This is a genomic window from Caballeronia sp. LZ035 (assembly GCF_031451175.1).
In the GTDB taxonomy this organism is placed as follows: Bacteria; Pseudomonadota; Gammaproteobacteria; order Burkholderiales; family Burkholderiaceae; genus Caballeronia.
Genome location: NZ_JARUXS010000001.1, coordinates 1171628 through 1188060, shown reverse-complemented (window position 1 = coordinate 1188060; position 16433 = coordinate 1171628). Strand labels below are relative to the sequence as shown.

The following is a 16433-nucleotide window of genomic DNA, read 5'->3' as shown; positions in this document are numbered from 1 at the left end:
CAAAAAAGCCGCCGGTGTACGCCGGCGGCTTTCGCAACAAAATCAAGGTCAGCGCTATTCCCGCGCCGACCCCGATGCGCCATGACTCAACCAGTCGAGCACCGCGGTCGCGTCATCGTCGCCGGATGCGCGCGCTTTCTCGACCGTCTCGGTGAGCTTGGCGCCCGGCTGCGGCGCGGCGCGGCGGATCGCCACGCCGACCGCAAGGATGTCGATGATCAGCAGATGCAGGATGCGCGAAATCATCGACAACTGCGACTCGCGGATCTCGATGTGATCGGTTTCCAGCGCGACCGTGGCCCGCTTGGCGAGCGGCGTGTTGCTCGACGTGATGGCGATGACCGTCGCGCCTTGCTGCATCGCCACTTCCAGCACGCGCAGCAGTTCCGGCGCCCTGCCCGACTTCGAGACCGCGACGATCACATCGCCCTTGCCCAGCAGCGCGGCGGACGCGGCCTGCATGTACAGGTCGCCATACGCGATGGTCGGAATGCCGAAGCGGAAGAACTTGTAGTGCGCGTCCTGCGCGACGATGTTCGAATTCCCCAGCCCGTAGAACTCGATGCGCCGCGCGCCGTTGAGGATGTCGATCGCGCGCTCGACGTTGTCGAAGTTCAGATGCTCGCGCAGCTGCAGGATGGCGGACACCGTGTTGTCGAGCACCTTCGCGCCGAAGTCCGTGGCCGTGTCGCCGAGATGCACCTGGCTGTGACTCACCGGAATCGTGCCGGTCAGCCCGGTCGCGAGCTTCAGCTTGAAGTCCGACAAACCCTGGCAGCCGAGTGAGCGGCAGAAGCGGATCACGGTGGGCTGGCTCACGTCGGCCTTGCGCGCGATGTCGATGATCGGGTCGTTGATGATCGAGCGCGGATGGTTCAGCGCGAGGTCGGCCACGCGCCGCTCGGCGGGCGTCAAGGCGTCGCGCATCTGGCGGATGCGCTCGAATACCGCCGACGAGCCGCTGTTGGCGCGATTCGATAACTGCTCGGACAGGATCGCCGAGACGCCGAGGAACGCCGGATACTCGGCCGTGATGATGAAGGTAGGAATGCCGGCAAGATACTGCTGGAAGCGTCCCTTGGCCTCGAAGCGCTCGCGGAACGGCGACTTGTGGAACAGCTCGCCGAGCTTCAGCACAATGCCGCCGCCGATGAAAATCCCGCCCAACGCGCCCAGCGTCACCGCGATATTGCCGGCGAAGCTGCCGAGAATGGCGCAGAAGCAGTTGACCGTTTCGAGCGCGAGCGCTTCGCCGTCCAGCGCGCGATGCGTGACGTCGGCGGCGCTGAAGGACTCCGCGACGTTCACGGCATCCCGCTCAGCCAGTGCCCGATAGATCAGCTCAAGCCCCTGTCCCGCGCACACACGTTCGAACGACACATGCGGAAACTTGCGGCGCGCGAAGCGCATGACCGTGTCTTCGCGTTCGTCGAACGGCGAGAACGTGGCGTGACCGCCTTCACTGCCGAGCGCGATCCAGCGGTCGTCGGCGGGAATCAGGCCCGACACGCCCAGGCCCGTGCCCGGCCCGAGCAAGCCGATCACGCTGTTCTGCCGGCGCGCGCCGCCGCCCACCTGCACGCGCTGCGCGTCGGTGAGGCCGGGCACGGCCATGGCCAGCGCGGTGAAGTCGTTCACGACCAGGAGCGTGTCGAAGCCGAGCACGCGGCGCGTCGCCTCGATGGAGAAGCTCCAGTCGTGATTGGTCATCTTGACGTGATCGCCGTCCACCGGATTGGCGATGGCGATCGCCGCGTGATTCACGCGGCTGACCTGCGTGTCCTTCAGATACTGCTGCATCACCTCGGCGATGCCGGGATAATCCGCGCCCGGATAAACGCGGATCTGGCCGATCTCGCCCGGCGCCGTCTCCAGCGCGAAGCGCGCATTGGTGCCACCGACATCGGCCAGGAGTCTCGGTCCGTCCGCGTGCTGAGCCGCTGCCTTATGCACGCCCTTATGCACACCAGTAGACATCGAGCTTCACTCCTTCAGCATGGGCCAGCGTCGAGATGGCGTTCTTCTGCGGCGCGGCGAGCGCGGCATTCAGGACGTCGAGTTTCTTCTGCCCGGCGATAAACAAATACAGTTGCCCGACCTGCGTCAGCGCCGACATCGACAGGCTCACGCGCGCATGCGGCGCCGCGCCCGGATGCACGGCGATGAAACGATCCGGCGTGCTGATGGCGAAGTCCCACTCGGGGGCATCGGCGAAGATGGACGCCGTGTGGCCGTCCTCGCCCATGCCGAGCACGGCGACGTCAGGCAGACGGCGGAGCGGGTCGGCATTGAGTTCCGCGACATGGCTTTCAAGCGGCTTCGTCGTGTCCACGAGCGGCAGGAAACACGCCGCTGCCGCCGCGTTCTGCAGCACGGTGTTGCGCGCGAATTCCGCGTTGCTTGCCGGATCGGTTTCCGGCACCCAGCGGTCGTCGACCAGGGTGACATCGATATGCGCCCAGTCCAGCGGCTCGTGCGAGAGCGCCTGCAAGAACGGCTTCGGGCTGCTGCCGCCCGATACCGCGAGCGTGGCGTGCTTGCCCTGCCCGGCGGCGTCGGCCGAGGCTGCGCCCCGCGCCGCGAGCGACGCGCTCAGTGCGTCCGCCACGGCTTTCGCCAGCGCGTCCGAATGGGCGCGAGGGTCATCGAAAGTGTGAAGCTCGATCACTGCTCCTCCTGCTTGTTTTGGTTTATCGATCCGCTTTCTGCTTGCGCCATCGCAACGATGGACGAAGCGGTCTGTTGTCACCGCGTGCTGCGCGCGTCTCTGCCTTTATCTCTGACGGACGGCGTCGGCATCACGTCTTCAGTTCTCTTCCTCGAGCCAGCAGGTGCCGTGCTGCGCCAGCATCGCGCTCGATGCCGCCGGCCCCCAGGTGCCCGATGCATACGGCTTCGGCTTGTTGGCCGACGACGCCCACGCGTTCAGGATCGGCTCGACCCAGCGCCACGCCGCCTCTTGTTCGTCGCGCCGCACGAACAACGCGAGCCGGCCGTTGATCACGTCGAGCAGCAGGCGCTGATACGCCTCCATCTGCCCTTCCTTGAAGAACTGATCAAAAGCGAGGTCGAGATGCACGCTCGCCAGATTCATGCCCTCGCCGGGCTGCTTGGCGAGGCAGTACAGGCGAATGGACTCGTTCGGCTGCAGGCGGATCACGAGCCGGTTCACGCCCACGCGCGACGCGTTCGCGCCCAGCGCCGAATGCGGCACCGCGCGGAAATTCACCACGATCTCCGCAACCCGGTCCGCCAGCCGCTTGCCCGTGCGCAGGAAGAACGGCACGCCCGCCCAGCGCCAGTTCTCGATCTCCACCTTCAGCGCGACGAAGGTTTCCGTGTTGCTGTCGGGGCGCACGCCCTTTTCGGTGGCATAGGCCGGCACCGCCGCGCCGCGGATCACGCCTGCATGATATTGACCGCGCACCGCGACCCGGCTGATGTCGCGCTCATCCACCGGCTTCAGCGCGCGCAGCACGCGCAGCTTTTCGTCGCGCACGGAATCGGAATCGATGGAATGCGGCGGCTCCATCGTCACGATGGAAAGCAGTTGCAGCAGATGGTTCTGCACCATGTCGCGCAGCGCGCCCGTATTGTCGTAGAAGTCGCCGCGCGCTTCCACGCCCAGTTCTTCCGCAATCGTGATCTGGATGCTCTCGACCCACTCGCGTCGCCACAGCGGCTCGAACAGCACGTTGGAGAAGCGCAGTGCAAGCAGGTTCTGCACCGGCTCCTTGCCGAGGTAGTGATCGATCCGGTAGATCTGCTCTTCCTGGAAGATCTCGCCGACGGCGTCATTGATGGCGTTCGACGACTTCAGGTCGTAGCCGAGCGGCTTCTCCAGCACGATGCGCGCATTCTGGTTCAGGCCGACATCCGCCAGCGCGCGGCAAATGGGCACGAACAGCGACGGACCCGTTGCCAGATAGAAGACGCGTGTTCCGTCGAACTGCGCGAGCGCGTCACGTAACGTGACGAAGTCTTCGGCGCGCCCGAGGTCGATGCCGACGTACTGGAAGCGTTCGAGGAAGCTGCGCCACGCGGGCTCGTCCACGCCGCTCTTCGACACATGCGGCTTCACATGCTCTTCAACCCATGCGCGATACGCCGCCTGATCCAGCGACTCGCGCGCGACACAGACGATCCTGCCTGCCGGGTTGAGCATGCCCGCGCGATGGGCCTCGAACAGCGCAGGAAGAATCTTGCGCATGGAGAGGTCGCCGGTGCCGCCGAAGAGAACGAAGATGAAGTTCGAGTCGCTTTGCATGAGTCTGAACGTGGGTTCCTGACACGGGGTGAATCGAAACGGGGAGCGCGGCCTTATTAGACTTTTTCGCGGACTTTCATGGCGATTACGGAACGATTTCAGCACTATTCTGAAGCATTCGCTGAAGAATTCCTCTAAACCGGCCGTAGTCCGATAAAATTTTTTTTGACACTGAATTGTAGTTTAACTACAATTCAAATCAAGAGGAAATGTCATCGCAGGGAAAATCGCACGGTCATGGAGGTTTATCTGACAGCGTGCGAAATCCAGGCCGACCTTCTGAGCGCATGTTAGCGGAGCCCCGGAACCCTTGCTTTTCACGCAAGGCGTGCCTTTCAGCTTCAGTGCGTTCGGCCTCGCCGCCATGCCTGGGCACCCGCCGTTCCGCGCGTCCAGGCCGGCAAAAATCAAAAGAGGAGACAGCAGTTGCGATTCCACCCACTCATCTCTTGAGAGCCGTGCGGCCGCTATCGGTCTGCCGGCCCTGCACGCACGCGGCGTTCATGCGCCTCGCGCCTGCCGCATCCCGCCGACACCGCCGATTCCCGGCCGCCCACGTTGTGCCGTTTTTGACCACTGTTTTTCCAACAATGCTTCTGGCGGCTTCGGGAGCCAATCGTTTCTTGTTCAGGTGTCGAGGAGATAAACAATGAAAGTCCGTAAGCTCATGGGCGCACTGTGCGCCGCAGGTCTTCTGTGCGGTGCGACGGCGTCGGCGGTGCAGGCTGCCGAGGCTGTATCGGTGCTGCACTGGTGGACGTCCGGCGGCGAATCGAAGGCGGTCGGCGTGCTCAAGGACGACATGACCAAGCAGGGCTATCAGTGGAAGGACTTCGCGGTGGCGGGCGGCGCGGGCGCTGCGGCGATGACCGCGCTGAAGACCCAGGTGATCTCGGGCAATGCGCCGTCGGCCGCGCAGATCAAGGGGCCGCTGATCCAGGAATGGGCCGAGCAAGGCGTGCTCGTGCCGATCGACTCCGTCGCGGGTGACTGGAAGAAGAACCTGCCGCCGGAAATCGACAAGATCATCCACGCGGACGGCCATTACGTCGCCGCGCCCTTCTCGGTGCACCGCGTGAACTGGCTGTACATTAACAAGGCGGCGCTCGACAAGGCTGGCGGCAAGGTGCCGACCAACTGGAACGAGTTCTTCCAGGTCGCGGACAAGATGAAGGCCGCGGGCATCATGCCGATCGCGATGGGCGGCCAGCCGTGGCAGGACCTGACGCTGTGGGAAGACGTGGTGCTCTCGCAGGGCGCGGACTTCTACAAGAAGGCGATCGTCGACCTCGACCAGAAGACGCTGACCTCGCCGCAGATGATTCAGGTGTTCGACACGGTCCGCAAGATCCAGGGCTATTTCGACAGCGGCCGCACCGGCCGTGACTGGAACCTGGCCACGGCCATGGTCATCCAGGGCAAGGCGGGCATGCAGTTCATGGGCGACTGGGCGAAGGGCGAATTCGCCGGCGCGAACAAGAAGGCGGGCACGGACTACATCTGCGCGCCGGTGCCGGGCACGGAGAAGGCCTATACCTTCAACGTCGATTCCTTCGTCTTCTTCCAGCAGAAGGACCAGAAGGCCGCCACGCCTGGCCAGCTCGCGCTCGCGAAGACCATCATGACGCCGGAATTCCAGGAGCAGTTCAGCCTGAACAAGGGCTCGATCCCGGTTCGTCTCGGCGTGTCGATGGCTAAATTCGACGACTGCGCGAAGAAGTCCTACGCTGATGAACAGACGGCGATCAAATCGGGCGGCTATGTTCCGTCGCTCGCGCACGGCATGGCTCAGGGCGACGCCGTCGCCGGCGCCATGACCGACGTCGTGACGAAGTTCATGAATTCGTCGCAGGATTCGAAGAGCGCGGTTGCCGCACTCGCGAACGCCGCCAAGACGAAGTAAGCCAGCTGCACTCAGAAGCGGCGCGCTCACTCGGGCGCGCCGCTTCCACACACAAGCATCTGCACCACCTGCATCACGCCAGCTGCAAGCAGCGCCGTTTGCTTCCGCCGAAGCACAGCCATTCCGCCATCAGGCGCCATAAGAAAAGTGCGACAGAACGCACCGAGCGTCGGCGCATTTTCCAGGAGTCGAGTCGTGACTGCCTCCCTTACCGCGGACAAGAAACCGCAAAACCCGCCGCGTCGCGCGCCGCCCACGTCGGCGCTTGCCGATCGCTGGATCCCGAAGCTCGTGCTCGCGCCCAGCGTCGCGATCGCGCTCGTGTTCGTGTATGGCTTCATCGGCATCACGGGTTATCTCTCGCTGTCCGAGTCGCGCTTGATGCCGCGCTACGACTTCGCAGGCTTCGCCCGCTACAAACAGCTTTTCGCCAACGACGTCTGGTGGACCTCCGCCGCCAACCTCGGCTGGTTCGGCATTCCGTTCATCGGCATCTGCGTGATTCTCGGGCTGTTCCTGGCCATCCTGCTCGATCAGAAGATCCGCAACGAAGGCGCATTGCGCGCGATCTTTCTCTACCCGATGGCGCTCTCGTTCATCGTGACCGGCACCGCGTGGCAGTGGATCCTGAACCCGGGCCTGGGCCTCGAAAAGGTGTTCCACGACTGGGGCTGGACGAGCTTCTCGTTCAACTGGCTGGGCGATCCGGACAAGGCCATCTTCTGCGTCGTGATCGCGGCGGTGTGGCAATCCACCGGCTTCGTGATGGCGCTGTTCCTCGCGGGACTGCGCGGGGTCGATGCCGAGATCTTCAAGGCCGCGCAAGTGGACGGCGCGACGCTGCCGACCATCTACCGCAAGATCGTGATTCCGAGCATGCGCCCGGTGTTCTTTTCGGTGCTGCTGATCCTCTGCCACATCACGATCAAGACCTTCGACCTGGTGGTCGCGCTGACGGCGGGCGGTCCGGGCACGTCGTCCTCGCTGCCGGCCATCTTCATGTACACGTTCTCGTTCAACCGCGGACAGCTGGGCGTCGGCGCGGCGTCGTCGATGATGATGCTCGCCACGGTCGTCGCGGTGCTCGTGCCGCTCATGTATCTCGAATCGAGGAGCACCCGCAATGGAGCCTAAGATGACCTTGAGCCGCGCCGTCATCTATGCGGTGCTGATTCTCTTCGCGCTGTACTTCCTGTTCCCGATCTACGTGATGCTGTCGACCTCCTTCAAGGATCTCGACCAGTTGCGCACGGGCAACCTGCTGACGCCGCCGACGCACTTCACCTTCGCGCCGTGGGTCAAGGCATGGCAGGAGGCCTGTACCGGCGTGCGCTGCGACGGCATGCAGCCGTTCTTCATGAATTCGGTGCGCATGGTGATTCCGGCGGTGCTGATCTCGTCCTTCGTCGGCGCGTTCAACGGCTATGTGCTCACGCACTGGCGCTTTCGCGGCGCGGATGGCCTGTTCACGATGCTGCTGGTCGGCTGCTTCATCCCGTTCCAGGCCATTCTCCTGCCGATGGCGCGCCTGCAGGGCTTCCTCGGCCTGTCGAACACGACCACGGGCCTGGTGCTGGTTCACGTGATCTACGGCATCGCCTTCACGACGATGTTCTTCCGCAACTTCTACGTGAGCATTCCGGCCGAACTGGTGAAGGCGGCGCGTATCGACGGCGCGGGTTTCTTCACGATCTTCACGAAGATCCTGCTGCCGGTGTCGCTGCCGATCTTCATGGTGTGCCTGATCTGGCAGTTTACGCAGATCTGGAATGACTTCCTGTTCGGGATCGTGTTCTCGGGCGTGGACTCGATGCCGATCACGGTGGCGCTGAACAACCTGGTGAACACGTCGACAGGCGTCAAGGAATACAACGTCGACATGGCGGGCGCGATCATTGCCGCGCTGCCGACCATCCTGGTCTACATGATTGCCGGACGTTACTTCGTGCGCGGGCTGACGGCCGGCGCGGTGAAGGGTTGATCGCCGCAAGCGCGCGATTCCCTGTTGCAGAGACTACATAGAGGATTCACATGGCAAGCCTTTCCATCCGTGACGTGTACAAGACCTACCCGAACGGGGTGCCGGTTCTCAAGGGCGTCAACATCGACATCGAGGACGGTCAGTTCCTGATTCTCGTGGGCGGCTCGGGCTGCGGCAAATCGACCTTGCTGAACATGATCGCGGGACTCGAGACGGTGACCAAGGGCGACATCATGATCGACGGCAAGACGGTCAACGACCTCTCGCCAAAAGACCGCGATATCGCGATGGTGTTCCAGTCGTACGCGCTCTATCCGTCGATGAGCGTGCGCGACAACATCTCGTTCGGCCTGAACATCCGCAAGGTGCCGAAGGACGAGCAGAAGAAGATCGTCGACCGCGTGTCGGAGACGCTGCAGATCGGCCATCTGCTGGACCGCAAGCCGGGCCAGCTGTCGGGCGGCCAGCGTCAGCGCGTCGCGATGGGCCGTGCGCTGGCCCGCGATCCCGTCATGTTCCTGTTCGACGAACCCCTCTCCAACCTCGATGCGAAGCTGCGCATCGAGATGCGTTCGGAGATCAAGCTGCTGCATCAGCGCCTGGGCACGACGATCGTGTACGTGACGCACGATCAGATCGAGGCGATGACGCTGGGCGATCGCATCGCCGTGATGAAGGACGGCGTCGTGCAGCAGTTCGGCGCGCCGCAGGAGATCTACGATTCGCCGTCGAATCTGTTCGTGGCGGGGTTCATCGGCGCGCCGCCGATGAACTTCATCACCGGCAAGCTGGTGGAAGCCGGCGCGGGCGTGGGCTTGCAGCTGGATACCGGCGTCGCGCAGAAGGTGCTGAACCTGCCCTTCGATGCGGGCCGACTGCGCGGGAAAGTGGGTCAGGACGTGATCGTTGGCTTGCGTCCGGAACGCATCACCGATTCGCGCAGCGCGCACGATGTCTCGGATACCAGCCTGCAGCCGGTGGAGGTGCGGGTCGACGTGATCGAACCGACCGGGCCGGACACGCTGGTCTTCGCTCAGGTGAACGGCAAGCGCATCGTGTCGCGCGTACACCCGGCGTCGAATCCGCAGCCGCTGTCGAACATGACGCTGCTGTTCGATGTTTCGAAGGCCGTGCTGTTCGATCCGCAGACGGAGGAGCGGCTGGCTTGAGGTCAGCGCGCAAAAGCAGTCTGGACGCCACGGTTCGCCGTGGCGTTTTTTTTGATGCGCGGGATTGAACGACTGTTGATGTCTGGATGCGGGAATAGACGCCGATTCGCGAAACAATTTTCAGGATATTTCGGATTGCCTTTCATGCTGCAAGGGTCGAACCTCTGGAAGGTCGGTGGCACGGGCGCGGTCACGCGGAAACTGGAATGACTCATGGCACATCTCGTCACTCTCGGATATCAACTTCGCGCGCAAGACCGTGACGAAGATGGGCTGGCCGTCGCGGGCTGTGATGACGCGATCATGGACGTCGGCCGGTCGGGGTATCTCGCGTCGGCAGGCGACACCGCCTGGCGCGCCCTCCTCTCCGCGTTGCAGAACGTGACGTAGGCGGTGCCCTCCGCTCGCCTCGTCGAGGCACGGCTCGCGTAGCGCGTGGCTGACTGGCTGGCACAATCCCTCTTTCGACACCTGAACCTCCGCACCCCCGCATGCCCTTTCTCTCCTCGCATCCCGAACTCGCCTGGCCGGCGTCCGAAGGCGCCGATCCCTTCATCGGCCTCGAAGCCCTCGACGATCCGCGCGCGCAAGCGTGGGTCGACGCCCAGAACCGCCGCACGGAGGCTGCCTTCGGCGCCACGCCCGACGCGCATGCGCTCGCCGCGCGGCTGGAAGCCATCTATACGTCGCAGGACCGCATCGTCGTGTGCTCGCGCTACCACGACTGGGGCTACAACACCTGGCAGGACGACGCGCATCCGCTCGGCATCACGCGGCGCACGCCGTGGAGCGCGTGGCTCGCAGGCACGCCTGAATGGGAAACCGTGCTCGATGTCGACGCCCTCGACCTCAATACACGCGAGGACGACGACACACGCTGGACGCTTGCCGGCTTCGACCTGCTTTACCCCACTTACGACCGCGCGCTGGTGAGCCTGTCGCCCGGCGGCTCGGACGCGTGCGTGGTGCGCGAATTCGACATCGAGACAAAAAGCTTCGTCGCGGACGGCTTCTGCCTAACCGAAGTCGGCAAGCACGACATCTCGTGGATCGACCGCGATACGGTCTATGTCGGCTGGGACGACAGCCGGACGAACCCGCGCCCCGAGCTCACCACGTCGGGCTTTCCACGCCAGGCGCGGCGCTGGTCACGCGGCACGCCGCTCGCCGCTGCGCCGGTCGTGTTCGAGGGCGTACGACGTGACATCTCGGCGAGCGTGACCTACGACCCCATCGACAAGCTGCATCATGCAGCGCGCGCAACCAGCTTCTTCGACACGTTGAACTACTGGCTGGACGAAGCCTCCGGCGAGTGGCGCCAGTACGAACTGCCGGCGCACGCGGACATCGAGCACTGGCACGGCTGGCTCTTCGTGACGCCGCGCAAGTACTGGAACGCAGGCGGCCGCCGCCATGCGCCCGGCACACTCACCGTCATCCGCCGCGACGCATTCCTCGCAGGCTCGCGGCAATTCACCGTGCTTTACACGCCGTCCGAGCGTCGCGTGCTGGCCGACATCGATTTCACGAAACAGTGGCTGATCGTGTCGGAAATGGACGACGGCGAGCCGCGCGTCACGCTGATGCGCCCGCCTGCGGACAGCGCGCAAGCCTGGCAGACGCGTGCCTTCGATCTGCCGGAAACAAGCCACGCGTATGTGTCCGCCATCGACCCCGAACGCGACGACACCGTGCTGATCGATGCCGAACATTTCCTGGTGCCGCCGTCGCTGTATCACGCGGATCTCGCAGGCGATGCGCCCTGGCAACTGCTCGCCCGTCTGCCCGCCCAGTTCGACGCCGGCGGCATGTCCGCCGTGCGCCGTCACGCCATCGCGCCGGACGGGGAGCGCATCCCGTATTGGCTGATCGGACGTGACGTCGAGACGAACACGGCTGCGCGGCCCTGCCTGCTGTACGGCTATGGCGGCTTCGAAGTGGCGCTGGATCCGGCCTACGATGCAACGACCGGCATCGCGTGGCTCGAACGCGGCGGGCTGTATGCCATGGCGAACATTCGCGGCGGCGGTGAATTCGGACCGGCGTGGCATCAGGCGGCCTTGCGCGAGAAACGGCCGATCGCTTTCGACGACTTCATCGCGGTCGCGCAGGCGCTCATTGATTCGGGCGTCACGTCCAGCAAGCAGCTGGCCATCCGCGGCGGCAGCAATGGCGGCCTGCTCGTGGGCGCCTGCATGGTGCAGCGACCGGATTTGTTCGGCGCCGTGCTGTCGGAAGTGCCGTTGCTCGACATGGCGCGCTTTCATCAGTTGCTGCAAGGCGCGTCGTGGATCGAAGAATACGGTGATCCCGACAACCCTGACGACCTGCGCTTCCTGATGACCTATTCGCCGTATCAGAACGTGCGGGCGGAGACGGCCTATCCGCCGGCGCTGTTCACGTCATCGACCGTGGACGACCGCGTGCATCCCGCTCACGGCCGCAAGATGGTGGCGAAGATGCAGGCGCAAGGTCATCCGGACGTGTGGTACGCGGAACCCGGCGAAGGCGGTCACGGCGCGGGTGTGGAACCGGAAGCCGTGGCGCGGACGGAAGCTGCCGCGTTCACGTTCGTCGCGGCGAAGGTGGGGCTGATCAGTTGAGTTGAGTCCGTGCCTCAGACCTTCACCGGCGCCGCGTGCGAGCGCAGCACCAGCGTGCGTCCGGCGAAGGTCAGCACCCCGCTCACGCCGATCACAATGCCCATGCCGTGCGGCGAGACATCGTGAAACAGTCCCACCGCGAGACTCGACAACGCGCCGAGCGCGAGCTGCATCGCGCCGAACACGGCGGCGGCCGCGCCTGCGTTGTGTGGATAGCGATGCATCAGTTCGGTCGTGCAATTGGCCGAGAGCAGCCCGACCACGCCGACCACGAAGAACAGGCACACGACGATCGACCACAGGCCGCCCCACCCCGTCAGCGACACGAAAGCCACCGCGAGCGCCGCGGCGACGCTCACGAACGACGCCGCCGAGATCATCTTCATGGCGCCCACCCGGCCGACCCATTTCGTGTTGAGCACATTGCCCGCGATGATGCCCACGATGTTGAGCCCGAACAGGAAGCCGTAGAACTGCGGCTTCACATGGAAGTAGTCGATGTAGACGAACGGCGTGGCCGTGATGTACGCGAACATCGACGCGAAAGCCATGCCGCCGCAAATCATGTGGCCCCAGGTAACCGGATCGGTAAGCAGGTGCCGGTAGGCGGCGAACGACTTGGTCAGCGCCGCGCTCGCGCGCTTCTCCTTCGGCCAGGTTTCCGGCACACGCAGGAAGGCGGTCACGGCGCAAGTCAGCCCGAACAGCGTCAGCGCGATGAACACGACGCGCCAGCCGCCCAGCAGGATCAACTGCCCGCCGATCAGCGGGGCGAGCAGCGGGCCCATCGACGTGACGATGGACAGCATCGACAGCACGCGGGCGGCGTCGGCCGGTGCGTGCGCGTCGCGGGCAATGGCGCGCGCCAGCACCGAGGCTGCACCCGCGCCCAGCGCTTGCAGGAAGCGCACGAGCACGAGGGCATCGATGGACAACGCCGCCGCGCACGCAATGCTCGCCAGCGCATACAGCGCAATCCCGCCGAGCAGGACGGGCCGGCGGCCGTAGGCGTCGGACATCGGGCCATAGAGCAGCATGCCGAACGAAAAGCCGAACATGAAACTGGTCAGCGTGCTTTGCGCAGCGGCCGGGCTCGTGCCGAAGGCCGCCGCCAGCGCGGGCAGGCTCGGCAGATACATGTCGATCGACAGCGGACCGCAGGCGGCGAGCGCGCCGAGCAGCAGAATCAAACGGCCGTCGGGCCGGCGCCGGGAGGTGTCGGACATGAAATTCGCAGGACGGGAAAGGTGGAGGCGGTGCGGCTTTCGGCCGCGTAAGAGAAGGTCATTGTACGCGACGCTTTCCCACGATCCGGCCCTGAACCGCGCCGTGCGCTAAGCTCGACGCTTCCTTCCTCACTCGCCGCGCCGCCCCGATGACCGCCTTCCTGCTGATCTGGAGCCCGAAAAAGTGGCCATGGCCCGAACTGCCCGACCTGGCGCGCCGGGTGGCCGCGGGAGAGGCTGTCGCCGATGTCTGGGGCTGCGGCACGGCGCGCGGTCTGCTGCCGGGCGACCGCGTGTTCGTGCACCGGGTGGCGCAGGAGCCGAAGGGCGTGTTCGCGTCGGGTTATGTGACGCGCGCCCCCTACGAGGTGCCGGACGCCAACAGCAAGCGGGGCTACCGGCTCTGCATCGACTTCGTTTATGACTGGCTTGTCGATGCACACCAACAGGTGGTCGTCACGCGCGATGAACTGCGGGCCCATCCCTTCTCGGTGCAGACCTGGGACGCGCAGATGTCCGGCACGCTCATCAAGCCAATGGCCGAAGGCGCGCTGGAAAAGCGCTGGACCGAGCGCACCGGGCGGCGCTCGCAGCCTTCCATGCCGCCGCCGCGCAACGCGCGACCCGATCCCACTCCCCCAGTGCGCAGCACGCGCGCCCGCACTGCCCGCAAGCCCGCTTGACACCGGTCAACGTCCAGGCCCCGACCCGGCCCGGTCGCAACGACTCCGGTACAATTTAAGGACCGTTTTTTCGCGTCGGATCGCGCGTTCCGCGGGCCAGCGCCCATCCGGCGCGCGGCCGGTCCGGCGCGGCTCCCGCATTCACCTTCAGCGCAGGCTTCCATCCATGTCCAAGAATCAAGCACTCTTCGAACGCGCACAGCGAACCATTCCGGGCGGCGTGAACTCGCCGGTGCGGGCGTTCCGCTCGGTAGGCGGCACGCCGCGTTTCATCGAGCGCGCACAGGGCCCGTATTTCTGGGATGCGGACGGCAAGCGCTATATCGACTACATCGGCTCGTGGGGTCCCATGATCCTCGGCCACGTTCACCCGGACGTGCTCGAAGCCGTGCAGCGCGTGCTGGCGCAGGGTTTTTCGTTCGGCGCGCCGACCGAAGCCGAAATCGAGATTGCCGAGGAAATCTGCAAGCTCGTGCCGTCGATCGAACAGGTGCGCATGGTGTCGTCGGGCACGGAAGCCACCATGAGCGCGTTGCGTCTGGCGCGCGGTTTTACGGGCCGCAGCCGCATCATCAAGTTCGAAGGCTGCTATCACGGCCACGCCGACAGCCTGCTCGTCAAAGCCGGTTCTGGCCTGCTCACCTTCGGCAATCCGACTTCGGCGGGCGTGCCGGCCGACATCGCGAAGCACACCACGGTGCTCGAATACAACAACGTCGAGCAGCTGAACGAGGCGTTCAAGGCCTTCGGCGCGGAAGTGGCGTCGGTGATCGTCGAGCCGGTGGCCGGCAACATGAATCTCGTGCGCGCGACCCCCGAGTTCCTGAATGCGCTGCGCGAACGCTGCAGCGAATACGGCGCCGTGCTGATCTTCGACGAAGTGATGTGCGGCTTCCGCGTGGCGCTCGGCGGCGCGCAAGAGGTCTACGGCATCAAGCCCGACCTTACGTGTCTCGGCAAGGTGATCGGCGGCGGCATGCCGGCGGCGGCCTTTGGCGGGCGGCGCGACATCATGGCCCATCTCGCGCCGCTGGGCGGCGTCTATCAGGCGGGCACGCTGTCCGGCAATCCGATTGCAGTGGCCGCCGGTCTCGCGACCTTGCGCCTGATCCAGCGCCCCGGCTTCTACGACGACCTGGCGAAGCAGACCCGCAAGCTGGTCGACGGCCTGACGGCCGCTGCGCGCGAGGCCCGGATTCCGTTCTGCGCCGACTCGATCGGCGGCATGTTCGGCCTGTATTTTTCCGAACAGGTGCCGGCGAGTTTCGCGCAGATCCAGCAAGGCGACACGCTGCGCTTCAACGCCTTCTTCCACGCCATGCTCGACGCGGGCGTGTACTTCGCGCCGTCGGCGTTCGAAGCAGGCTTCGTGTCGAGCGCCCACGACGACGCCGTGATCGGCGCGACGCTCGACGCGGCGCGCGGCGCGTTCGCGTCGCTCGCGGCCTGACGCTTCCGGGCCGCGCCGATGTTCTCGCAAACCGATTTCACGCACATGGAGCGCGCGCTCGCGCTCGCTTCGAAAGGCATGTACACGACGACGCCGAACCCGCGCGTGGGCTGCGTGCTCGTCAAGAACGGCGAAGTGATCGGCATGGGTTTCACGCAGCCGGCCGGTCAGGATCACGCCGAGGTTCGCGCGCTGAAGGACGCGCGCTCGCGCGGCAAGGACCCGCGCGGCGCCACGGCCTATGTGACGCTCGAACCATGCAGTCATTTCGGGCGCACGCCGCCGTGCGCGCACGCGCTGATCGACGCGCGCGTTGAAAAAGTGATCGCCGCGATGGAAGATCCGAATCCGGCCGTGTCCGGGCGCGGCCTGACCATGTTGCGCGATGCGGGCGTCGACGTGCGCTGCGGGCTGCTCGCGAACGAAGCGTATGAGCTGAACATCGGCTTCGTGTCGCGCATGACGCGGCGCCGGCCGTGGGTGCGCATGAAGGTCGCGGCCACGCTCGACGGCCGCACCGCGCTGCCGTCCGGCGCCAGCCAATGGATCACCGGCGAGGACGCGCGCGCCGACGGCCACGCGTGGCGCGCCCGCGCCTGCGCGATCCTGACCGGCATCGGCACGGTGCGCGAGGACGATCCGCAATTGACGGTGCGCGCGGTAGATACGCCGCGCCAGCCGCAGCGCGTGCTGATCGACAGCCGTCTTGACGTGCCGCCCGAAGCCCGCATTCTCGACGGCGCGCCGCCGTGGATCTTCCATGCCGCCGACGCCGATCCCGCGCGCGCCGCCGCGCTGCGCGACAAAGGCGTGGAGCTGCTCGAGGTATCGAACGAGCAGGGCAAGGTGGATCTTCCCGCCATGCTCACGGCCCTCGCCGATCGCGGCATCAACGAACTGCACGTGGAAGCGGGCCACAAGCTGAACGGCTCGCTGCTGCGCGAAGGCTGCGTCGACGAATTGCTGGTCTATCTCGCGCCGAGCCTGCTCGGCAGCGCGCCCGGCATGTTCGACTTCGCGCCGCCTGAAACGCTCGACGCGCGTCCGCATCTGAAATTTCATCGCATCGACCGTCTGGGCGACGATTTACGCATTCTGGCGCGCTTCGCCGATGCGAACGTGGCAAGCTGACGGCACCCCGGTCTCCCGGG

At 65.3% G+C, this 16433-nt stretch carries 14 protein-coding genes; 9 read left to right on the top strand and 5 right to left on the bottom strand.

What is annotated here, in order from left to right:
• Positions 1 to 54: 54 nt before the first annotated feature.
• The 3 genes from QCE88_RS05580 to zwf all read right to left on the bottom strand — a co-directional run bounded on the left by QCE88_RS05580 (position 55) and on the right by zwf (position 4267).
• Positions 55 to 1977: a bifunctional transcriptional regulator/glucokinase gene (locus tag QCE88_RS05580; RefSeq protein ID WP_309899912.1), complete on the bottom strand. Its 1923-nt coding sequence runs from the start codon at positions 1975 to 1977 to the stop codon at positions 55 to 57.
• On the bottom strand, positions 1958 to 2668 hold the full coding sequence (gene pgl / locus QCE88_RS05575; RefSeq protein WP_309899910.1) for a 6-phosphogluconolactonase: 711 nt from the start codon (positions 2666 to 2668) through the stop codon (positions 1958 to 1960). Before pgl ends, QCE88_RS05580 begins: the two co-directional genes overlap by 20 nt.
• Before the next feature lie 138 nt (positions 2669 to 2806).
• The gene (gene zwf, locus QCE88_RS05570) at positions 2807 to 4267 is read right to left on the bottom strand and encodes a glucose-6-phosphate dehydrogenase (RefSeq protein WP_309899907.1); all 1461 of its coding nucleotides are present in this window, start codon (positions 4265 to 4267) and stop codon (positions 2807 to 2809) included.
• Positions 4268 to 4916: 649 nt separating this feature from the next.
• On the opposite strand from zwf, the gene QCE88_RS05565 reads away from it, so the two are divergent.
• The 4 genes from QCE88_RS05565 (at position 4917) to QCE88_RS05550 (ending at position 9320) form a co-directional block, all read left to right on the top strand.
• Entirely contained in the window at positions 4917 to 6170 is a 1254-nt protein-coding gene (locus tag QCE88_RS05565) for an ABC transporter substrate-binding protein (protein ID WP_309831216.1), read from the top strand.
• Positions 6171 to 6365: 195 nt separating this feature from the next.
• Positions 6366 to 7304 (top strand): sugar ABC transporter permease, encoded by a 939-nt coding sequence (locus tag QCE88_RS05560; RefSeq protein WP_309899905.1) that lies wholly within the window; start codon positions 6366 to 6368, stop codon positions 7302 to 7304.
• Positions 7294 to 8151 (top strand): carbohydrate ABC transporter permease, encoded by an 858-nt coding sequence (locus QCE88_RS05555; RefSeq protein ID WP_309899904.1) that lies wholly within the window; start codon positions 7294 to 7296, stop codon positions 8149 to 8151. The genes QCE88_RS05560 and QCE88_RS05555 overlap by 11 nt, the downstream gene beginning before the upstream one ends.
• A 50-nt stretch (positions 8152 to 8201) precedes the next feature.
• Complete coding sequence (locus QCE88_RS05550; RefSeq protein WP_309899902.1) at positions 8202 to 9320, top strand: sn-glycerol-3-phosphate ABC transporter ATP-binding protein UgpC; 1119 nt, start codon at positions 8202 to 8204, stop codon at positions 9318 to 9320.
• 2 nt (positions 9321 to 9322) lie between these two features.
• Here the strand turns inward: QCE88_RS05550 and QCE88_RS05545 are convergent, their stop codons facing one another.
• Positions 9323 to 9535: a hypothetical protein gene (locus QCE88_RS05545; RefSeq protein ID WP_309899900.1), complete on the bottom strand. Its 213-nt coding sequence runs from the start codon at positions 9533 to 9535 to the stop codon at positions 9323 to 9325.
• Here QCE88_RS05545 and QCE88_RS05540 point away from each other — a divergent pair.
• Together QCE88_RS05540 and QCE88_RS05535 are read left to right on the top strand one after the other, a co-directional pair.
• Positions 9534 to 9710 carry a hypothetical protein gene (locus QCE88_RS05540; protein WP_309899898.1) on the top strand — a complete coding sequence of 59 codons (177 nt, stop codon included), beginning with the start codon at positions 9534 to 9536 and terminating at the stop codon, positions 9708 to 9710. The genes QCE88_RS05545 and QCE88_RS05540 overlap by 2 nt on opposite strands.
• Positions 9711 to 9811: 101 nt before the next feature.
• Positions 9812 to 11923 (top strand): prolyl oligopeptidase family serine peptidase, encoded by a 2112-nt coding sequence (locus QCE88_RS05535; protein WP_309899896.1) that lies wholly within the window; start codon positions 9812 to 9814, stop codon positions 11921 to 11923.
• Between the two features lie 14 nt (positions 11924 to 11937).
• Here the strand turns inward: QCE88_RS05535 and QCE88_RS05530 are convergent, their stop codons facing one another.
• Positions 11938 to 13149, bottom strand: a complete 1212-nt coding sequence (locus tag QCE88_RS05530) for a Bcr/CflA family multidrug efflux MFS transporter (RefSeq protein WP_309899893.1) — start codon at positions 13147 to 13149, stop codon at positions 11938 to 11940.
• 149 nt (positions 13150 to 13298) lie between these two features.
• Here QCE88_RS05530 and QCE88_RS05525 point away from each other — a divergent pair, with 149 nt between their 5' ends.
• The 3 genes from QCE88_RS05525 (at position 13299) to ribD (ending at position 16413) form a co-directional block, all read left to right on the top strand.
• The gene (locus tag QCE88_RS05525) at positions 13299 to 13832 is read left to right on the top strand and encodes a hypothetical protein (RefSeq protein ID WP_309899891.1); all 534 of its coding nucleotides are present in this window, start codon (positions 13299 to 13301) and stop codon (positions 13830 to 13832) included.
• 166 nt (positions 13833 to 13998) lie between these two features.
• Complete coding sequence (gene hemL / locus QCE88_RS05520; protein WP_309899889.1) at positions 13999 to 15282, top strand: glutamate-1-semialdehyde 2,1-aminomutase; 1284 nt, start codon at positions 13999 to 14001, stop codon at positions 15280 to 15282.
• An 18-nt stretch (positions 15283 to 15300) separates the two neighbouring features.
• Positions 15301 to 16413, top strand: coding sequence for a bifunctional diaminohydroxyphosphoribosylaminopyrimidine deaminase/5-amino-6-(5-phosphoribosylamino)uracil reductase RibD (ribD, locus tag QCE88_RS05515; protein WP_309899887.1), 1113 nt, complete (start codon positions 15301 to 15303; stop codon positions 16411 to 16413).
• The last annotated feature ends 20 nt before the right edge of the window (positions 16414 to 16433 follow it).

What these genes read in the sequence shown, in the direction of transcription:
- QCE88_RS05580 (WP_309899912.1), bottom strand. Translation starts at nt 1,977, where the DNA reads ATGTCTACTGGTGTGCATAAGGGCGTGCATAAGGCAGCGGCTCAGCAC.
- zwf (WP_309899907.1), bottom strand. Translation starts at nt 4,267, where the DNA reads ATGCAAAGCGACTCGAACTTCATCTTCGTTCTCTTCGGCGGCACCGGC.
- QCE88_RS05565 (WP_309831216.1), top strand. Translation starts at nt 4,917, where the DNA reads ATGAAAGTCCGTAAGCTCATGGGCGCACTGTGCGCCGCAGGTCTTCTG.
- QCE88_RS05555 (WP_309899904.1), top strand. Translation starts at nt 7,294, where the DNA reads ATGGAGCCTAAGATGACCTTGAGCCGCGCCGTCATCTATGCGGTGCTG.
- QCE88_RS05550 (WP_309899902.1), top strand. Translation starts at nt 8,202, where the DNA reads ATGGCAAGCCTTTCCATCCGTGACGTGTACAAGACCTACCCGAACGGG.
- QCE88_RS05540 (WP_309899898.1), top strand. Translation starts at nt 9,534, where the DNA reads ATGGCACATCTCGTCACTCTCGGATATCAACTTCGCGCGCAAGACCGT.
- QCE88_RS05545 (WP_309899900.1), bottom strand. Translation starts at nt 9,535, where the DNA reads ATGAGTCATTCCAGTTTCCGCGTGACCGCGCCCGTGCCACCGACCTTC.
- QCE88_RS05535 (WP_309899896.1), top strand. Translation starts at nt 9,812, where the DNA reads ATGCCCTTTCTCTCCTCGCATCCCGAACTCGCCTGGCCGGCGTCCGAA.
- QCE88_RS05530 (WP_309899893.1), bottom strand. Translation starts at nt 13,149, where the DNA reads ATGTCCGACACCTCCCGGCGCCGGCCCGACGGCCGTTTGATTCTGCTG.
- QCE88_RS05525 (WP_309899891.1), top strand. Translation starts at nt 13,299, where the DNA reads ATGACCGCCTTCCTGCTGATCTGGAGCCCGAAAAAGTGGCCATGGCCC.
- hemL (WP_309899889.1), top strand. Translation starts at nt 13,999, where the DNA reads ATGTCCAAGAATCAAGCACTCTTCGAACGCGCACAGCGAACCATTCCG.
- ribD (WP_309899887.1), top strand. Translation starts at nt 15,301, where the DNA reads ATGTTCTCGCAAACCGATTTCACGCACATGGAGCGCGCGCTCGCGCTC.